Consider the following 16,928-nt stretch of genomic DNA (forward strand, 5'->3'; position numbering starts at 1 on the left):
ATTATCCAGCTGGACTTTGATAAAGTCAACAGTATTGCTGAAATTTCTTAAAAAGTTAACAAATTATACATTACCAACATACTTCAGGCCAAGGTATGGACCAGATGCAGCGAAGTCACTAGTTTGGTTAACACCAGCGCCAAATCCAGCCAAGCCATTGTTCACAGCATTGAAGTAGTTAAACCACATGTAACCAGCATCTATAGTCAAATCACCTTGTGCCATAGCATAAGTGTAATCAGCACCTAACTTAGCTTCAACTTCTGGAACAATAGCATTCAATGAATCGAATACAAATCCAGCTGGAGCTACGTTATTCAGTTGGTTGTTCTGAGTACCTATTAAAATTGCAGTAGCTGCTTTAGCATATACACCAAAACCATTACCGAACACATAGTTCATGTCGATACCAGTACGTGGACCAAATCCGTTGAATGTTGAGTGAAGAGGATTGAATACAACAAAGTTGTTATTGTTGTTATCACCAGTTGTAACTCGTGCCCATTGGAAACCACCGTGGAAACGGATTTTCTTGTTAGCACTGAAATCAACAAACTGACCTAACTCACCATTAACAGCATCCCATCTGGCACGGTTGATGTTAAAACCGAAGACGTCGTTAAAGTGGTCGTTGTTATCAACATCCAAATGGTACCAGTTGATGTTCACATCGTTACCAGTATTGAAGTGATAAGAAGCTTCTAATTTAAAGCCCCAATTCCAGTTGTTGTTGTCGTTATTGTAGTAACCGTTAACAGCGCCAAAAGTAAGAAAATCATCTAAATTAGCGAAATTATTGTTACTTCCAGCATAAACTGGTTGCAGATACAATGCTTGACCACCGATATCCCATGCAGTTCTTTCGCAAGGAACGGTTACGTTTCCTGGTGTGCAAACTGGGCCCATGGTACCAGCAAATACTGCACTGCTTCCTAAAGCGAGTACTGCTACTGCTGTTTTTTTCAAACTAAACATGCTTTGTCTCCACTAGATTATTATTGAGTTCCCATTTCATTGATAACTCACCGTTGGAGTTGTCAATAGCACGCATTCGTCGCTTAGGTTCGAAGCATGCAACGATACCAGTATCTGCAGGGATTTTACATAAGTCAAGAATTTAGTGCAAAAAAAATCAATAATTTCATAGGGATATATTGTTATTGCTCACTCACGCTATTTTTTGAGCACATTGACAACAACACGTCTGTTTGCAGCTCGCCCCTCGTCCGTATCATTTCGGGCAATAGGTTTCAGGGCACCATACCAAGTAACCGATAATTTCCTTTTAGGTACTCCAAGCCACAATAAATAATGCTTTACTGCCTCAGCGCGAAATTGCGACACGGCGTTATTATAGCCCTTTCGGCCACTTTCATCAGCATAGCCAACTATTCTAATTACTTCAATCTGTACATCGGCTGCCGCATATTGAGCAATCCGTCTTAACTGATCTTTATCAGCATCAGTTAACTGGCTACTGTCCACATCAAAGTGAAACACACTTTCCTTTACCTGGTCGTAATTAAACGACAATAAATTTCCCAGACAACGTTGATAACGTGAGTATACCTTTTGAAATCGTATTGGAGAAAGAGCGACGGTAATAGCAAATCCCTCCTCGGACTGATAGTTAAAATTTGCCTGGTAACCCTGGGATAAATAAGTTAGCAACTTTAAAGTCGGCTCACGGGGTAAAAAAATTCCATACGCCCCGGGTTTGATAAATGTTCGAGTCACCACAAAGGATTGTCCAAAGGGTTTCCAAACAGGGGGTCTCGCCAGAACCTGGGCAGGCAAGGCGCGCTGAACTTGATCCCACTTGCGTAAAATAAAATGTGGTGGCCTGGTTGCATACTGTTCAAAATAGCCAATGCCATAATTAGGAATCATCAGTGATAAACCACAGCGAATAGGATTGCCGCTCATTCGCCATTTCTCATCGCCCATCGGGCTTAAAAAATCAACATGAGGAACTGCAAAAGAGGTGCTAACGGCGAGTACATAACTCATCATGCCTCTCTTTATAAATTTGCTGGTATTATGTCCAAACGCCATTTTTTGCTCATCCCAATGACCTAATTCATGTTATCCTTGTTTATCGGCAATAGTTCAGGAATCTTTATTATGCAAACTGTGATTATCAATCGTCCTGATGATTGGCATGTGCACCTCCGGGATGGAGATCAGTTACTTCACACAGTTCCGGCCACAGCAAAACATTTTGCCCGCGCTTTAATCATGCCTAACCTAAAGCCCGCCTTGACCACTTTGCCAGCCCTTGAAAATTATAGAAATAGAATTATTTCCGCAATTCCCAAAACGGCGTCATTCAATCCTTATATGACTTTTTATCTCAATGAGTCAGTGACCGCTGACGAGCTACACCAGGCAGCTTCAATTCCCTATATTTTAGGAGCAAAATTCTATCCTGCAGGAGCTACCACTAATTCCGAAGCTGGAGCAAAATCATTAACCGCTCTTTACCCTCTTTTTGAAATATTACAAAATAAAAATTTGGCCCTGCAAATCCATGGCGAAGTTACTCACGGTGATATTTTCGAGCGTGAGGCATTATTTATCGAAGAATATTTAAAACCATTAACGGCTAATTTCCCTAAATTGAGAATAGTGCTGGAACACATTTCAACACTGGCAGCTGTTAACTTTGTCACCCAAGCTCCGGCAACAGTTGCAGCCACCATAACGCCACATCATTTGTTATATAATCGTAATAGACTACTGGCGGGGGGACTCAGACCCCATTATTATTGCCTGCCTGTTTTAAAGCATGAAAAAGATCAAAAAGCCCTGCAAATTGCCGCCAGCAGTGGCAACCCCAAGTTTTTTGCTGGAACTGACAGCGCACCACACGCAGTGAACACTAAGGAAAATGCCTGTGGTTGCGCAGGCATTTACTCAGCCCCATTTGCATTGGCACTTTATGCCCAAATATTTGATGAACTCAATCAGCTGGAAAAACTCAATTATTTTACCAGTCGCTTTGGTGCTGAATTTTATCAACTGCCCCTTAATCGGGAAGAAATAGAGCTTATTAAATCACCCCGGCAAATACCCGATTCAATGCCTTTCGGCCCAAACCAAGTGGTTCCTATAGCCGCCGGAGAAACCATACAGTGGGGCATAAATGAACCCACTTGATAGTATCTTAAGTCATCGTATCAAGGAACGATTTCGTGGCTTTTTACCGGTAGTTGTCGATGTGGAAACAGCTGGAATAGAACCTCAGAAAAATGCTCTTTTGGAAATGTGCATTGTTTTGCTTGAAATGGATGATCAAGGCCTTCTTCATCGAGGTGAAAGCCATTTTGAGCATATTTTACCTTTTTCAGGAGCTGAGCTTGACCCAAAATCGTTGGCCTTTAATCAAATTGATCCCTTTCAACCTCTTCGTTTTGCCGTTGATGAAAAAACAGCTCTTGAGCATCTTTTTAAACCAATTAATATGGCGCTTAAAAAAGCGCGCTGCCAAAGAGCCGTTTTAGTCGGTCATAACGCCTGGTTTGATTTGTTATTTGTGAAGGAAGCCATTAAAAGAACCGGCCTAAAATGCCCGTTTCATGCGTTTACCTGTTTCGATACAGCAACCCTTGGAGGGATGGTTTATGGCCAAACTGTCTTAGCCAAAGCAGCTCAGGCTGCAAAAATCCCGTTCGATACAAACGAAGCACACTCAGCAATTTATGATGCAGAAAAAACAGCAGACTTATTTTGTGAAATGATTAACCAATGGCGCAAGATGAAACAGGAATAGACAGTAATAAAGTTTAGAAGTGACAGGATGAAACCCGCCAGGGGCTTATTTCTGGCGGTTCAAGAGTTAATTTTTATAAAGAATCTGCATGCTCTGACAGATAAGCTGCAACTCCTTTTGGAGAAGCTTTCATGCCTGCATCGCCTTTTTTCCATCCGGCAGGGCATACTTCACCATGCTCTTCAAAGTATTGTACGGCGTCTATGGTGCGTATAATTTCGTCTATATTTCGACCTATAGGTAAATCATTAACGATTTGAGAACGGACCATACCATTAGTATCGATAATAAATGCAGCACGGAAAGCAATGCCGGCAACTGGATGTTCTATGCCATAAGACTGACAAATACTATGATTCATATCAGCAGCCATAGTATAACGAACCGGACCAATGCCGCCGTCTTTTACGGGTGTATTTCTGTAAGCATTGTGAGTAAAGTGAGAGTCAATAGAAACAGAAACCACTTCGACGTTACGATTTTTGAACTCTTCGATACGATGATCGAGAGCAATTAATTCGGAAGGACATACAAAAGTAAAATCTAAAGGGTAGAAAAATACTAATCCATATTGACCTTTTAAATGCTCATGTAAATTAAATTTATCTACAATTTCACCGTTGCCCATCACTGCGGCTACGGTAAAGTCAGGAGCTTTACGTCCTACTAATACACTCATTCTATGATCTCCATTGCAAAACACAGGACTTCCTGTGCTTATTATTATAATTATGCAGCAATCGCATCACGTAACATAGGCTCTAACTCACCTTGCTGAAACATTTCAGCAATAATATCAGACCCACCAACCAGCTCACCTTTGACATACAACTGGGGAAAGGTAGGCCAATCTGATACTTGAGGCAGTGTTTGGCGAATATCAGGATTGGCGAGAATGTCCACATAGGCAAAATCCACCCCACAGGCCTCTACGCATTGTACTGCTCGGGCTGAAAATCCACACTGTGGCATCTTAGGTGTGCCTTTCATATAAAGCATGATTGCATTCTCGGCAATTTGCTTTTTAATTTTATCTAAAGTATCCACTTATGCACCTTTTAATAAATAACATAGAACTAATTATGGCGAAAACCGGCTAAGCCCGCAACTAATCATTTGCCACGATTAAGAATACTACAAACGGCATCACAACAAAAAAGTTTTTCGAGTAGCTGCATTATATTATGAGTTCATTTTTTGCGCAACAATCTGTTTGTTACTTTTCACTAATTGATTAATTTTTTTTCTGGACCATCGCTACAACTCAGTTATTCTTCATGAAATACCGGGTGAAGGAGTAATAAATAGAACGTCACTGCATTGAATATCACGCCCATCCTGCTACACTAACTCCTTATAACTTTCAGGAGATTACAATGACATTTACTTTACCGCCTCTGCCTTATGCCAAGAATGCGCTGACACCTCATATTTCCGAGGAAACACTTGAGTATCATTACGGGAAACATCATCAGGCTTATGTCACCAATTTAAATAAACTGGTAGCTGGTACTGAATTTGAATCAATGAAATTGGAGGATGTCATTCTAAAAGCCAAAGGAGGTATCTTTAATAACGCAGCTCAAGTTTGGAACCATACATTTTATTGGCATTGTCTTAGCCCCAACGGCGGGGACGAACCTACCGGTAAATTAGCTGAAGCAATCAATAAAAATTTTGATTCTTTTGCTTCATTCAAAGAAAAATTTACTCAAACAGCAATATCTACATTTGGTTCAGGTTGGGCATGGTTAGTTCAAGATTCTGCAGGAACTCTGAAAATCATCAGTACCAGTAATGCAGGCACTCCCATGACTGATGGATTGACCGCTCTGTTAACATGCGATGTGTGGGAACATGCTTATTATATTGATTATCGAAATGCAAGACCTGATTACATCAATGGCTTCTGGTCATTAGCCAATTGGGAATTTGTTACCAAAAATTTGAAATAAAAGATAACCGGGAGAGATCATGGCTTTAATTACTTGCTATAACCCCATGCCGATTACCTTCACTCACGGTGAAGGGGTTTGGCTATATGATGAACAGGGCAAGGCATATCTTGATGGCTTAAGCGGAATAGCGGTTTGCGGATTAGGTCATGCTCACCCCGATGTCACTCGTACCATACAACAACAGGCATCCAAATTACTGCATACTTCTAATGCCTTTCACATTAAAGAACAAGAACTCCTCGCTGCTAAGCTCACGACGATGGCGGGGATGGAGCAAGTTTTTTTCGCCAATTCGGGAGCGGAAGCTAATGAGGCAGCCATTAAACTAACTCGTCTTTTTGGGCATAACAAAGGAGTTGAAACACCCTCAATTATTGTTATGGAACGAGCCTTTCATGGTCGAACCATGGCAACCCTAACCGCTTCAGGAAGCCGCAAAGTTCAAGCCGGTTTTGAACCACTTGTGCCAGGCTTCATTCGGGCTCCATTCAATGATCTGGAGGCCATTCATAAGATTGCGGCCAATAGAGAGGATGTAGTGGCGGTCATGATTGAGCCCATCCAAGGGGAAGGAGGGATTTATGCAGCAGAAGAGGGGTACCTGCGTGCTCTGGCACAACTTTGTGAACAACATGACTGGATGCTTATTTTAGATGAAATTCAAACAGGAAATGGTCGTACAGGAAAACTCTATTCCTGTATGCATTACAATATCCAGCCTGACATTCTCACCACAGCTAAAGGGCTTGGGAACGGATTGCCCATCGGTGCCTGTTTAATGAGCAAAAAAGCGGTTAATTTATTTAAACCAGGAAATCATGGTTCAACTTTTGGCGGCAACCCTCTGGCATGTGCAACTGCCTTAACGGTTTTGGAAGTCATAGAACGTGATAAGCTGTGTGAAAAAGTAACTAAAAACAGTGCCATTTTAATGGATAAATTAATACGCAACCTTGGGGAGCATCCTCACGTAAAAGCCATACGCGGCAAAGGCTATATGATAGGCATAGAATTGGACAGACCAGCAACCGACATCAGGGCGGTGGGTTTGGCTAACGGCGTAATCTTTAATATTACAGCCGAAACGGTAATAAGACTTCTACCCCCATTGATAATTAATGAAGACGAAATAGAGGAACTGGTAAAACGTCTGACTCTGACTATCAGTCAATTTACTACATAATTAATAAACCTCACCCCGAGCGATAAAAGAGAGCCCAAAATAAACGCGGTGTCATAGGAGCTGTATCGCTCAAGAGGAAGGGCGCGCAGCATTAACTCACCCAAAATTCTGCGATTCACTTCCCAATGTAGCAGCTTCTTTTATGCTGTCCAAAATTGCAAACCATTGATTTTTTTCCATCTATATTGGGATTTCAATCTTTTAAGAACCCTTGCTTTTGAACTTGATTGCCACCTAAATCTTTATCTATGAAAACATGGGGTGTATAGAAATTAAATGTTTTCCCCGTATTGAAAATATAAAAGATCGGTAAGCTCACAATCTCGCATCTTGATGGTGGTGAGAGGAGAATGAATTCAGAGGGTTAGAGTATCAAGGTTCGGGTAATATTATGATTCATTACCCTTTAGTGATGTCGTAATTGATGCAAATAGCGAGCGAGAACTACCGCTTGATTTGTAAATATCCATTTTATATCTCTATTTAATTCCCTGAGTAAACTGTTTTTCGAATTCACAAAACCTACCCCTGAAAGCTGCTGTGCTTTATTTAATTGGTTTAGTCGTTTCCTGGTTAGTAATAAGTAATTTCCCATCACCCCACCGTAATTGTTTTTAATACTTAAATCGCAAAATGCCTTAACGTTGTTATGAATGGGAACCAGCAATAACGACTTTTTTGGAAATTGTAATAAAGAACTAAAAATCATGGGATCCAGAGAAAGTAGATGATAATCCCTACATGGTTTTAGATTTTTCAGTTCCTGTGCCAAAACATTCTCATCGTGGAAATGAGCCTTTAATTCAATAAACAAATGCACTCTCCCCCCGAACTCGGCGATTACTTCTGCAAGAGAGGGTATTTCAGGAACAAGGGAACGCAAGGAGTTGAACGTTAAATGAGCAATGGCAGCATCTTGACCCCACAAGCGATTTAAGGTGGGATCGTGATTGACCACTAAAATGTTATCTTCTGTCGCATGCACATCAAGCTCTATCGCCCAACAACCGGCCTTTTCTGCTAATCTAAACGCTTCTCGAGTATTTTCGACAATAGTCTGATTATCGTGAGCTCCTCTATGAGCAATTAACCGAGCGTTATTAATATTCTCAGGATAAGGTTTTTTCCTGGGGATAACAGCAAAATAAGTATCTACTATTTTTTCTATCAATTTAAGTAACACTAAAACTTCCCTATTTCTTATAGTACGAACATTCTATGCTTGTAAAGATTAAAAGGCAAAAGAGACCGAGATGAAGTATTTCTTTATCATAATGGCTCTTAATGCTTGTTAAATACTGATTTTTTATCTTCTCCTATTCCATTAATAGCCCGAATTGTGTAAAAATAATATAGGCCAATATTTTTTAATCCATGCTAATCGGTAGATTCATCTTGTTAGCTAATTTACTACTTGAGACCTCTTTATGCCTTTAATTACCACCAATCTAGAGCTGGCTGTTTTGGATTTACAAGCAGGAAAACCTGTGGCAATACCTACGGAAACTGTCTATGGATTAGCAGCAATGATCAATAAGCCAAATGCAATTAAAGCCGTTTTTGCAATGAAAAAAAGACCCCTTAATCATCCTCTGATTGTTCATGTGGCGCATGATTATGACCTAAGTGAACTTGTTGAAGAAATTCCTGAGTATGCTCAACAGTTAATTGAAAAATTTTGGCCAGGGCCTCTGACTTTAGTATTACAAGCTAAACAAGACCAAATTAACCCGTTAATTACCGGTGGCCAAACTTCTGTGGCCATAAGATGTCCAGCCCACCCCTTTGCTCAGAGCTTACTACAAAAACTCGATGCCCCTGTTGTTGCACCCTCAGCAAATCCCTTCGGCAAAATCAGTCCAACAACTGCATTACATGTAAAACAAGCGTTTCACGATCACGAATTAACGATTTTAGATGGAGGGCGATGCCAGGTAGGGATAGAATCAACAATAGTCAATGTGACCCAGCATAATCAGTATCAAATTTTACGTCATGGACTTATTGACGAAAAAGCAATAGCAGCAGTAGTTTCTACTGACTATTCTACTAATGAAAATGAGATTCGCGTACCTGGAAAATTAGAAAGCCACTATCAACCACAAAAAAAACTTTACTATTTTGATCAATATGAAATTCTGACCCAATTTTGCAAAAAAAGAGTGGGCGATGTATACGTCCTTGCGATTAAGCAACCTGAAACTGTAGAAAGCAAACACTTTCATCTTTTGGTGGATAATCCTAAAGTTGTAGCTTTCGATTTGTATTATCAACTAAGAAAAGCTGATGCTTCAAATGCCATATGTATTGCTATAGAGCTTCCACCGGAAACCAGTGAATGGCAAGGAGTCAGAGAGCGTATTTTAAAAGCCGGCTATCCCTATTCTTTAACTTGAATTTCCCAATTTAATTCAGATTGAAATCCAGTATGAAAATACAGGCCTTTTTAAGCCATTTCTTTTTCCGATGAGCTTTTGATAAATATCGGACGCAAAGTCTATTGACAGAAGAGAAAAATGTGCGTACCTTAGCGCCCAATGCCGAGGTGGTGGAATTGGTAGACACGCTAGCTTCAGGTGCTAGTGGGGGCAACCCCGTGGAGGTTCAAGTCCTCTTCTCGGTACCATTATAATATTAGATAATATTCCCAATTGCCTGGCCCAAACAAATCGTATTTCCTGCTTTTAAACTTTCGCCCCAGTGCAGCTTATGACCCTTGGCAAACAACAACACTACTGTAGAGCCTAATTTAAAAAAACCCATTTCCTTCCCTTTAGCCAGAATTTTGTGCATGGGATTGTCAGCATAATCAAAAACAACCTTTTTTTTGGCTCGCTTTAAATCACCATGCCAACTTGTTCCTATAGCACCCACTATAGTTGCACCAACCAGAACCATCACCATAGGGCCTACTCTGGTCTCAAAAAATACTGCAAGCCGCTCATTACGAGCAAATAATTTGGGCACAACCCGTGCTGTAGTCGGCTGCACAGAAAATAAGGCGCCTGGGATATAAATCATCGATTTAAGCTCGGCCTCCATGGGCATATGAACGCGATGGTAGTCTTTAGGTGACAAATATAAGGTAGCGAATTTCCCGTCAACAAATTGCTTGGCCATGACTTTATCGCAAGCCAGAAAATCTTCTACAGAATAGGACCGTCCTTTAGCTTGAATTAATTGCCCTTCTTTTATTGAGCCAATTTCACTGATACAACCATCTACTGGAGAAACAATGTCTGCTTGAGACAAAGGTCTGCACTCAGGTTTTAAATGACGAATAAAAAAATCATTAAAACAAGCATAGGCACTGGGATCTTCGATTAACGCCTCTCTCATATTAACTTGATATTTTCTGATGAAACGCTCAATAATATAATTTTTTACTTTTGGGTTTTTGACATTGGCCACACAACCAGCAAAAGTAGTAAGTCCGTGTTGTGGAATGACATATTGTGGAAAAGTTTTTAATAAATCAAAAAACATACAATGTACTCACAGTTCCTGAAAAAAAAAGATCATAACCTAAAGCACCCTCTATTGTCACAAGAAGAACACGCTTACAGGATTAATAACTAGATTATTTTAATGGACCAGGGAAGAGGTGGTTGTCACCGATCCTTGTTTGTGGGATGGGCCTATTGCATAAGTTTTTAGTACTTCGTAAATAGTTACATCTTCTGCGGGATTAAATTGCATAATAAGTCTGTTGCCTGGTAATTTTTGCTTCTTTTCATCCCTATTGATTTCTGATTTCATCCCTGCAATTATTTTCTGAAATAATTTCTCATTTAAGGTAGATGTTTTTTCTCCTTTAAGAAAAATCATGGCAAGAATTTGGGCTTGGCTTGTAGATGTTTTAAAATAGCCCTCTACCTCCGATCTCCTTGAAGTACCCCACCATAACTTTTCTTCATAATCATGAAGAGCCGAATTTATTATCCCTTTAAATTTTTTTTGTGGCAAAGAATCCACCCAATCATATACAGACTTGTAAAATAACTTTACCCCTTCATCGCAATAAAGATGGACAAAACGTTTATCATTTTTGGCAAAGGATACCGTTGCTGCGGTATAGAGCAATACGTCCTTCTTAAAAGCCCCCTCTCTTATAGCATTACACACGCTAGGCAAAGGATAGCTTTGAAGCATATGGCGGGTAAGGTGTTGAATAAGCAGTTGATTTAGCTCTCCTGTTTCTACCGTACCCGAACTGAAAATATGGGCCAATCGGTTATCACCACTCTCATCTTGGCTGGCGAGCAGATAATCTTTAACTGGCTGAGTACGCTGCCGCTTGGAAAGAGCAGAGACATAGGGCGCGTAATGAGCATCAATAATGTCATTAATATAACCACTGAACTCTTCTGGTTTTAGTCCCTTTGCCCATAAAAATAAAGAGTCATTATACTGTTTTATTACGCTGTCATCAGTATGTGGCAACACCTCTTTAGGAGCGGTTGAGTTTATAACAGCCTTCATTTGCTCGTCGGTAGTAGTTAGATGAAGTTGGAAGTTTACCTGTTCTGTAAATTGTTTCAGAAGAATGGAAATTCGATTAAACTCAGCAGCATGAGTTGTGGTATGGAATAAACTTTTACGCAGCGGCAAGTCGAATTTATCGTATAATTGCTTTAGTTGGGTGGCAAAACTAAGATTATCTTCTTCAGTTAAGTCTTTACGCTCTTTTTCATAATAGTTCTTGGTCAGAGCATGGAATGTGTTGGCAAACTCAACAAGCAACAGTAACCCCTCGCGAAACTTACTTTCTTTATCTACAAGAATCAAGGGCTCAATTTTAGATTTTGATAACTCGGGCATTGCATTTATCATTTCCCAAGCGCTGGTTAAATTATCATCGGTTGGTTTTTTTCCCTCTACTTCTGCCACGACCACTTGCGAAGATACCTGAAACAAGACCTTGTTAGTTAATTGATAACAGCTATGTAATAATTCCTTTACTGTGGGCGCATGAGCATCACGCCAGATCTGATGATAGCGCTTTTGCAGTTCTGGCAAATCGTATTTGATACTTGAATCATCCTTGCTGTACAGTGTTTCATTTTGTGTTTTTACCCACTCCTCTATTTTTCTATAAAACGAGGGTTTGCGGTAAAGAGCAGTGCACGTGGCCGGTAGTGAAACGCCATATCCATTATTTTCACATCCCATATAAAAAACAACCACACGATATAAATTATCATAATGCTTTTGATACATATTCAACAAAAACTCAACAAAAGGCTTGCTATTAGTCGTCTCATTACACAATTCGGGATATGCTTTCTCATAAGCTAACCGTAAACCAAGATCGGTCTCATCTAAAGAGGTGTAATTTAAGGTCATGTCGCCAAAAAGCTCGGTTAAACGCTTTCGCGTTGCTTCGGGCTGATAAGTTAATAGCGCTCTCATGGCAACTGCGAATTTTTGCTCATGAGCTTCCGACTCATGTGCCAGTTGCTCAAACTGTGTGGGATCAGCATAATTTTTGGGGAGAATTCGAGTTAAAAGGGTGGATTGCAGCGGTAAGCTTTCTTGTCCTGGATGTAAAAAAGTAAACCAATGATAAGGTTTAGAATCTTTAACATTGGGAAAACCTTCCCAATCACGGACAGATAAAGCAATACTCTTTTTAGGAACACCAACAACAGGTCTCGGCTCTTTCATCAAAATGGTGAACCAATAAAAAAACATATCGAAATCCAGGATAACTGAGGCATCCCCTGCAAAACCATTATTATGGGGATGTCCATCATCATTATCACCAAACCAAAAAGCAAAAGCCGCTTCCACATGCTTTTTTTCAAGCAAAGTTTTTGTACTGGGCACAACCTGTTCTTTAACAGAAGGATCAAGGGGCGCCGCTTCACTACTGTAATTAAAGGGCCTGAAACCATCAATAGCTATTGATAAAGTTCCAACTAATTCATCATTATCATTGAATACCAACCGCTCTTCAGCACAGTTTTTTCCGAGAAATAGTCGCTGTAAATGAGAAGTGCCTACGCTTATTTTAGCGAGGAGTTCAGGATAATGATTTTTAGGCTCTAGTTCTTTAAAATAGCCGATTTTAGCATTTCCATCGTCTATGAATTTAACCCGAATAATTGGATGAGAACCGTCAATAGCCTGACCAGCAGTTAAATCTTGTAAGTGATTTCGCCTGAGTCCTTTTTTGGGTATCCCCATATATCCAATCCCTTTTTCGATTCCATCCGTACATGCATCATATTAAGCAGAAATAATCAGGAAGTTCAAGAGTGATTTTCATACAACTCGTTATTAATAAGGGGGGTTCTGAAATTATAATGAACATTTTTTCTTTTGCTTGATTAAAGATATAAAAAAACAACTTATAAAATAGCCCGTATTAGATTCAGCCAGAGGGAGCAGGGCCCTTTCCCTCATCCAGTTAAGCACTTAGAACGGGGTCTGGCCTGGGTAAATCAATCACCCCGATAACCTCTCTATCCAAAGCACGTATTTGTTCCCCCAATCGAGTTTGATTAAAAAACCAATAGTTTCCCGTAGATGACATCTTAATGCTATTGGCTATACCCAAAGTTAATGCAGTAATTACTATGTTGGCAATTACGATAAACGCTTTCTTTAAAAATGAAGTAACTTCTGGATCTAATATATCTAATACTTTTCGTTCTTCCTGAGCAATTCTGCCCCGTACATCCACATCCAGTTGAGTAAGACCATCATAAGCGATACAATACAACATGATTCTATAATTTTTCTCTGCGCGTTGCCATTGGCGAACCATATTCTGATCTGCAACAGAAACACGTAATCTTTCGTGGACAAATTTACATTTCTCCTCGACTTGCAGGATGATTTTTCTTAAACGACGCCCTTTTATTCCTGAATCTTCAGCAGCCAAAGCAACTATTTCTTTTTTGAAATTCAACTCTTGTATTTGTTTTGCACAAATAAAACGTTCATGCAAATTTTTGGCTAAAGCCAATAAGTTGCGGTCTGTTATATTTTTAATTATCATACCTTGCCGCACCGGACCATAGATAACTCCTGTATAAAGAACATTTATTAATTCCTTGCGATAAGAAATATTATCGACTTTTTCTAAGTTAGGTAAAAATAAGCGTAACAATTGTCCCTTCCGGTTATTCCTTAAAGCTAGAGTATATTTATCGCTAACAGGCACGCCTGTTTTTTTGAGGACAAAGAATGATTTAATCAATTCTGCTAACTCTTCAACATTCAGTTTCTTTAAATAAGATTTTACTGAATCCAACTTGGCAATCTGGGCTGAGAAATGGTGTAAAAATGATTGTTGCTGATGTTCTAAGGGATTGAGTGCCAGTTTTTTCAAAGTTTCAACAGGAATTACTTCTCCTTGATCTAAAGCGACTAAAGTTTCGGCAAGCAAAGGAAAGGCTACAGTTTCCGCCACTATTTTCTTATAACCTTCGATCTTTAAATTGCTTTTAGCCCAAAAAATAAGACATAGTTTTTTGGCATCAACATGTTCTAAACGATGAATGTATTCCAATTCTTTGCACTTTTCTGGAGCAGCAAAAAATAATCGGATATCAGCTGCATAACACTTAGATTCTTATAGACTGACACATAGCGATCTTGCCGATTAATTTTGGATTAAGTGTCAGTCTATAAGATTTGTTGAGCTAAACTGCCGATTTTGTGGTAAAGAACTATGGGGTTTGTATTAAATTTATCATGGGCAGTTGTGTTAAACGAGATGTACTTATGTTGGCATTTCCACCTAGGTCATACTTTTTTAAATAGATTCTTGCGTTGGTTCTTCCTTGATTAATGAGGGAAGACGATTTTTTTACGAAAACTGCCATAGTTAGCCATGCTCCTTCATTAATATTATAAGCTATTAAATGTACACTATTTATCTTCATATAACTCCCAACTCGATTGGAGGATCTCCAGAATGAGTGACCCACTTAGCTAAAAACGATTCAACTATATTTAATCGTCCAGAACCACAGCGTGGACAATTAGTTATGTCTATTCCTGTCAGTCGTAGCATTAAGTCATGGATTTTTTCTTTTCTCTTTGGCTTCATTTCAGGGTGATTAAGTGCTATTCGTGCTTGTTTTAGGTTTATGGATTTATAACGATTTGCTAAAATCCCATAGTGTCGTAAGCGTTGAAATCCCTTTGGTAAGACATGCAACAGGTAACGTCGAGTAAATTCATTGACGTTTAATTTCATTATTTTTGGTTGACTGTTGTCTGCGTAATCACGCCATTTAAATGAGACTGTATTATTTTGAAAAGCGACTAATCGCTGATTTCCAATAGCAATTCGATGGGTGTAGCGTCCAAGGTATTTCAGAACGTGTTCTGGTCCTGCAAAGGGAGGTTTAGCATAAACAATCCAATCCTTTTCGTACAGTAATGAGATAAGTTGTTGAATGGTTTCTTTATTAGTAGAGCCATTAGGTAAACATACTTCGCGATTGTTTAATAAGACCTTAAGTTGTTCCAGGTATTTTCCTCTAAAAACTTTAGATAGTGCACGAATCGGGAAAAGAAATGCTCTTTTAGCATGGTTCCATTGCTTATTTTTTGTTAATCCACCACCACTTATAATGCAATGCACATGGATATGTTGCTCCAGGTTTTGTCCCCAAGTATGAAGAACCATAGTAATACTTGGTTTAGCACCTAACCATTTGGGATTTGCACTAAATTGTAATAATGTGTCACGTGCCGTTTGAAATAATAAATTGTAAATGAGTTCCGGTGTTCCTTGAGCAAGAGGATTAATGTGGTGAGGTAGGGTAAAAACAACATGAAAATATCCTGTGGGTAATAATTCTTCTGTACGTGCATCAATCCAACGTTCCTTTTGCATTGCCTGGCATTTTGGACAATGGCGGTTACGGCATGAATTATAACTTATTGATTCGTAGTAACATTTATCGCATCGGGAGAGATGACCTCCTAAACAAGCAGTACGACAAGCAACAATAGCCCGTATCGCTTTATACTGTTGGCTGCACAGTTTATGATTACTCCTATAGGTTTGGCTATAATTGCGGAAAATATCAGCAAGTTCCAAGTGTGGTTTTAAGCCCCTATGTTGTTTTGGCTGGTGCATGATTTAAGATTTTGGTACTTGGGTTAAAAGGAGCGAGTCGAGCGGTGATGGAGTCTCTGCCAAACGCAGTTTGGTTAAACGAAGATAGCGTGTAGTGGTGCGGATGGAAGAATGGCCTAAAAGTTGTTTAATGGTATATAAATCGACCCCATCTTCTAGCATGTGCGTTGCAAAAGCATGCCTGAGCCCATGAATACCTCCGCAGTGGTGGAGGTTTGCTTTTTCCTTTATCTGTTGCCATATACGGCGAATAGAAGGCGTTGTAATTGGCTCAGTACCATCTGTAAGAGAAAATAGCCATGTTTTAGGATGATAAGCTTTCCAGTATTGGCGTAACTCTATTAATAAACAGGGTGGTAGTACCGTGTATCGATCTTTTTGGCCTTTCCCCTGTTCTATTTTAAGGCACATTTGTTCGCTATCGATGTCTTTAATTTTTAAATTAGCGATCTCACTAATTCGTAAACCAGAACCATAGGCTAACATCAATATAACTCGGTATTTAACGTCATGAGCGACAGAAAAAAGCTGTTGAATCTCTTGACGGCTAGGAACCTCCGGTAATTTTTGTGGTTGTTTTACTATAGGGATACAAAAAGAAGTGTTTGGATGACCTAAGGTTTTTTCATAAAAAAATTTTAAAGCAGACACTAGGCAATTACAGGTTGAATAGGAGAATTTTTTATCTTTTAAAAGATGTAAGAGGTATTGTTCAATTTCATCATTGCTTATTTTATCAGGAGATCGATTATAGTAATTAGCCATACGACGAATACTTGTAATATATGACTTTCTTGTATTAAAACTAAAGCCATGTAAAAGCATATCATTATTCATTTTGTTACTTAACTTACTCATAGTAGTTCCTTCTATAATGAATCAAAGACACTATAAGTTTGGCACTTAAAAGAA

Annotated in this window: 15 protein-coding genes and 1 tRNA gene; 6 read left to right on the plus strand and 10 right to left on the minus strand. The window is 39.3% G+C overall.

Translation table 11 applies throughout. The features are described from left to right. Window positions 1-63: 63 nt before the first annotated feature. Window positions 64-975, minus strand: a complete 912-nt coding sequence (locus HRS36_RS17410) for an Lpg1974 family pore-forming outer membrane protein (RefSeq protein ID WP_173238349.1) — start codon at window positions 973-975, stop codon at window positions 64-66. Window positions 976-1,173: 198 nt separating this feature from the next. Continuing rightward, window positions 1,174-2,013, minus strand: coding sequence for a flagellar protein MotY (locus tag HRS36_RS17415; RefSeq protein WP_226905518.1), 840 nt, complete (start codon window positions 2,011-2,013; stop codon window positions 1,174-1,176). Window positions 2,014-2,124: 111 nt separating this feature from the next. Here HRS36_RS17415 and pyrC point away from each other — a divergent pair, with 111 nt between their 5' ends. Beyond that, complete coding sequence (gene pyrC, locus HRS36_RS17420) at window positions 2,125-3,159, plus strand: dihydroorotase (RefSeq protein WP_173238353.1); 1,035 nt, start codon at window positions 2,125-2,127, stop codon at window positions 3,157-3,159. Next, window positions 3,146-3,772, plus strand: a complete 627-nt coding sequence (rnt, locus tag HRS36_RS17425) for a ribonuclease T (protein WP_173238355.1) — start codon at window positions 3,146-3,148, stop codon at window positions 3,770-3,772. Before pyrC ends, rnt begins: the two co-directional genes overlap by 14 nt. A gap of 73 nt (window positions 3,773-3,845) precedes the next feature. Here the strand turns inward: rnt and HRS36_RS17430 are convergent, their stop codons facing one another. Both HRS36_RS17430 and grxD read right to left on the minus strand, forming a co-directional pair. Continuing rightward, a complete protein-coding gene (locus tag HRS36_RS17430) occupies window positions 3,846-4,451 on the minus strand; it encodes a peroxiredoxin (RefSeq protein ID WP_173238357.1) in 606 nt (201 codons plus the stop codon). Window positions 4,452-4,501: 50 nt separating this feature from the next. Continuing rightward, window positions 4,502-4,771, minus strand: a complete 270-nt coding sequence (gene grxD / locus HRS36_RS17435; protein ID WP_267313972.1) for a Grx4 family monothiol glutaredoxin — start codon at window positions 4,769-4,771, stop codon at window positions 4,502-4,504. A 377-nt stretch (window positions 4,772-5,148) separates the two neighbouring features. Between grxD and HRS36_RS17440 the strand changes: the two genes are divergently transcribed. Beyond that, complete coding sequence (locus HRS36_RS17440) at window positions 5,149-5,727, plus strand: superoxide dismutase (RefSeq protein WP_173238361.1); 579 nt, start codon at window positions 5,149-5,151, stop codon at window positions 5,725-5,727. 19 nt (window positions 5,728-5,746) lie between these two features. Next, window positions 5,747-6,913: an aspartate aminotransferase family protein gene (locus HRS36_RS17445; protein WP_173238363.1), complete on the plus strand. Its 1,167-nt coding sequence runs from the start codon at window positions 5,747-5,749 to the stop codon at window positions 6,911-6,913. 406 nt (window positions 6,914-7,319) lie between these two features. Here HRS36_RS17445 and HRS36_RS17450 read toward each other — a convergent pair whose 3' ends face one another. Then, the gene (locus tag HRS36_RS17450) at window positions 7,320-8,096 is read right to left on the minus strand and encodes a glycerophosphodiester phosphodiesterase (RefSeq protein WP_173238365.1); all 777 of its coding nucleotides are present in this window, start codon (window positions 8,094-8,096) and stop codon (window positions 7,320-7,322) included. A 244-nt stretch (window positions 8,097-8,340) separates the two neighbouring features. Here HRS36_RS17450 and HRS36_RS17455 point away from each other — a divergent pair, with 244 nt between their 5' ends. Together HRS36_RS17455 and HRS36_RS17460 are read left to right on the plus strand one after the other, a co-directional pair. Continuing rightward, complete coding sequence (locus HRS36_RS17455; RefSeq protein WP_173238366.1) at window positions 8,341-9,309, plus strand: L-threonylcarbamoyladenylate synthase; 969 nt, start codon at window positions 8,341-8,343, stop codon at window positions 9,307-9,309. Window positions 9,310-9,452: 143 nt separating this feature from the next. Beyond that, a tRNA-Leu gene (locus HRS36_RS17460) sits at window positions 9,453-9,539 on the plus strand. A gap of 8 nt (window positions 9,540-9,547) precedes the next feature. Here HRS36_RS17460 and asd read toward each other — a convergent pair. The 5 genes from asd to HRS36_RS17485 all read right to left on the minus strand — a co-directional run bounded on the left by asd (window position 9,548) and on the right by HRS36_RS17485 (window position 16,874). Further along, window positions 9,548-10,399 (minus strand): archaetidylserine decarboxylase, encoded by an 852-nt coding sequence (gene asd / locus HRS36_RS17465; protein WP_173238367.1) that lies wholly within the window; start codon window positions 10,397-10,399, stop codon window positions 9,548-9,550. A gap of 99 nt (window positions 10,400-10,498) precedes the next feature. Continuing rightward, the gene (locus HRS36_RS17470; protein WP_173238368.1) at window positions 10,499-13,102 is read right to left on the minus strand and encodes a hypothetical protein; all 2,604 of its coding nucleotides are present in this window, start codon (window positions 13,100-13,102) and stop codon (window positions 10,499-10,501) included. A 223-nt stretch (window positions 13,103-13,325) separates the two neighbouring features. Then, window positions 13,326-14,432, minus strand: a complete 1,107-nt coding sequence (locus HRS36_RS17475) for a hypothetical protein (RefSeq protein ID WP_173238369.1) — start codon at window positions 14,430-14,432, stop codon at window positions 13,326-13,328. 372 nt (window positions 14,433-14,804) lie between these two features. Further along, entirely contained in the window at window positions 14,805-16,016 is a 1,212-nt protein-coding gene (locus HRS36_RS17480; protein ID WP_197933200.1) for an IS91 family transposase, read from the minus strand. A 3-nt stretch (window positions 16,017-16,019) separates the two neighbouring features. Continuing rightward, window positions 16,020-16,874, minus strand: a complete 855-nt coding sequence (locus HRS36_RS17485) for a tyrosine-type recombinase/integrase (RefSeq protein WP_173238370.1) — start codon at window positions 16,872-16,874, stop codon at window positions 16,020-16,022. Between the last annotated feature and the right edge of the window lie 54 nt (window positions 16,875-16,928).

Origin of the sequence: Legionella antarctica (assembly GCF_011764505.1) — a bacterium.
Classification (GTDB): domain Bacteria; phylum Pseudomonadota; class Gammaproteobacteria; order Legionellales; family Legionellaceae; genus Legionella; species Legionella antarctica.